The organism is Roseateles sp., from assembly GCF_039929605.1.
Taxonomy (GTDB): domain Bacteria; phylum Pseudomonadota; class Gammaproteobacteria; order Burkholderiales; family Burkholderiaceae_C; genus Pelomonas.
Genome location: NZ_JBDSQX010000177.1, coordinates 1 through 2790, shown reverse-complemented (window position 1 = coordinate 2790; position 2790 = coordinate 1). Strand labels below are relative to the sequence as shown.

Here is a 2790-nt window from a genome sequence, read left to right as displayed (position 1 = left end):
TGCGCTGCGCCTCGCCGCCGGAGAGCTCGGTCGCGGGCTGGCCGAGGCGCAGGTAGCCGAGGCCGATGTCGCGCAGCAGCGCGAGCGGCCTGGCCACCGCGGGCTCGTCGGTGAAGAAGGCGCAGGCTTCGTCGACCGTCATGCGCAGCACGTCGGCGATGTTCCTGGCGCGCCAGGTCACCTCGAGCGTCCTGCCGTTGTAGCGCGCGCCGTGGCACGTCGGGCAAGGCGCATAGACGCTCGGCATGAAGAGCAGCTCGACGCTGACGAAGCCCTCGCCCTCGCAGGTCTCGCAGCGGCCCTTGGCGACGTTGAACGAGAAGCGTCCGGCGTCGTAGCGGCGCGAGCGTGCCATCCTGGTCGCCGCGAACAATCTTCGTACATGGTCGAAGAGCCCGGTGTAGGTCGCCAGGTTGGAACGCGGCGTGCGGCCGATGGGTTTCTGGTCGACCTGAACGAGGCGGCGGATGTGCTCGGCGCCGGCACTGATGCGGCCGTGGGTGATCTCCTGCGCCGGTTCGTCGCCATCGTCCTCATCGGCCGGCGCGGGCGGTTCGTGGCCCAGCGCCTGGCTGACGAGGTCCACCAAAGCCTGGCTGACCAAGCTGGACTTGCCCGAGCCCGAGATGCCGGTCACGGCGGTGAAGCAGCCGAGCGGGAAGTCGACATCGACGCCGCGCAGGTTGTTGCGCGTCACGCCAGCGAGCTTGAGCCAGCCGCGTGGTGCGCGGCGCGGTGGACGCTTTGCACGGCCGCGCGGGAACAAGTAGGCCGCCGTGCGAGACGCTTCGACCGCTTCGAGCCCGGCCGGCGGCCCGCTGTAAAGCACCTGGCCGCCCAACTCACCGGCGTCGGGGCCGACGTCGACGAGCCAGTCCGCCTCGCGCATCAGGCTCAGGTCGTGCTCGACGACGAAGAGGGAATTGCCCGCCGCCTTTAGGTCCTTCAAGGCCGTCAGCAGCGCCTCGCCGTCGGCGGGATGCAGGCCGGCCGAGGGCTCGTCCAGCACGTAGATGACGCCGAAGAGGTTGGAGCGGATCTGCGTGGCCAGGCGCAGGCGCTGCAGCTCGCCGCTGGACAGCGTCGGCGTGCCTCGGTCCAGCGACAGATAGCCCAGGCCGAGTTCGTTCAGCGTCTTGATGCGCGCCAGCATGTCGTGCGCGATGCGCTGCGCGGCGATGAGCTTTTCTTCCGACAGGTTGGGCGTGCGCCGCACGTCGGGCGCTGCGGCGTGCGCATTGCCGCCGGCCGCCACGCGCTGGGCCGCGTGCGCCTGTGAAGCCTTGCGGCTGACGCCATGGCCTTGCGCCGCCGCATGCGCCGCGCCGGCTGCGGTCGCCCCCAGCACGCCTGCCAACTCGCGCAGCGGCAGGCGCGACAGCTCGCCGATGTCCCGCCCTTCGAACGTCACCGACAGCGCTTCGCGCTTGAGCCGCTTGCCCTCGCAGGTGGCGCAGTCGCTGGCCACCATATAGCGCGACACGCGGCGCTTCATCAGCGCGCTCTGCGTCGTGGCGAAGGTGTGCAGCACGTACTTGCGCGCACCCATGAAGGTGCCCTGGTAGCTCGGCTCCATCTTGGCTGCCAGCGCGGCGCGCGTCTCGGCGGGCGTGAAGCCGGCGTACACCGGCACGGTGGGCTGTTCGTCCGTGAAGAGGATCCAGTCGCGCGTCTTCTTCGGCAGGTCGCGCCAGGGGGTGTCGACGTCGTGGCCGAGGGTGACGAGGATGTCGCGCAGGTTCTGGCCATGCCAGGCCGGCGGCCAGGCGGCGATGGTGCGCTCGCGGATGGACAGCGACGGGTCGGGCACCATGGACGCTTCAGTCACCTCGAACACGCGGCCCAGGCCGTGGCAGGTCGGGCAGGCGCCCTGCGGCGTGTTGGGCGAGAAGTCCTCCGCGTAGAGCATCGGCTGCTTGGGCGGGTAGTGGCCGGCGCGCGAATAGAGCATGCGCAGCAGGCTGGACAACGACGTGGCGCTGCCCACCGAGGAACGCGCGCTGGGTGTGCCGCGTTGCTGCTGCAAGGCGACGGCGGGCGGCAGGCCTTCGATGCTGTCGACCGCCGGCACGCCGACCTGGTCGATGAGGCGGCGCGCATAGGGCGCGACGGATTCGAAATAGCGCCGTTGCGCCTCCGCGTAGATGGTGGAAAAGGCCAGCGACGACTTGCCCGAGCCGGACATACCGCTGAACACCACCAGCGCGTCGCGCGGCACATCCACATCGACGTTCTTCAGGTTGTGTTCACGCGCGCCGCGAACGCACACGAAGCCCGATGTCTTGCTCATGCGCTGAATATGCGTGGCACTGCCGTGCCCATCTGTAGGACGCCGCGCCTACGTGCGCCCGCAGCACGGCGGTGGCGTCAGCCCTTCAGCGCCCGCTTTGCCGACACCGCCATGAAGACGGCGAACACGACGACGACGATCAGCCCGCTGGTCAGCGATGAGTGCTCTGCGATGAGGCCGATCAACGGCGGCCCGGCCATCATGCCCAGGTAGCCCACGCCCGACACGGCCGCAATGCCGTGGGCGGGCGACACACCGGGCACCTGCGAGGCGGCGCTGAACAGCATGGGCACCACGTTGGACAGGCCCAGGCCGACGAGGGCGAAGCCGAGCAGCCCGATGCCGGCCGACGGCACCGCCAGCACGAGGGCCATGCCGGCGGCGGCCAGCACGCCGCTGGCCCGCAGCAGGCGGCGCGGCGCCACGCGGGCGCGCACCCAGTCACCGCCGAAACGGCCGGCCGCCATCGCGCCGCTGAAGGCCGCGTAGGCCAGCGCGGC

1 protein-coding gene and 1 pseudogene are annotated in these 2790 nt (G+C 70.8%); both read right to left on the bottom strand.

Features of this window, described 5'->3' with window-relative positions; translation table 11 throughout:
• Nucleotides 1-2290 (bottom strand): excinuclease ABC subunit UvrA (locus tag ABIS05_RS23845; protein ID WP_348013487.1); only part of this gene is annotated, 2290 nt, incomplete at its 3' end.
• Nucleotides 2291-2367: 77 nt separating this feature from the next.
• A pseudogene (locus ABIS05_RS23840) lies at nt 2368-2790 on the bottom strand (MFS transporter); the annotation flags it as partial.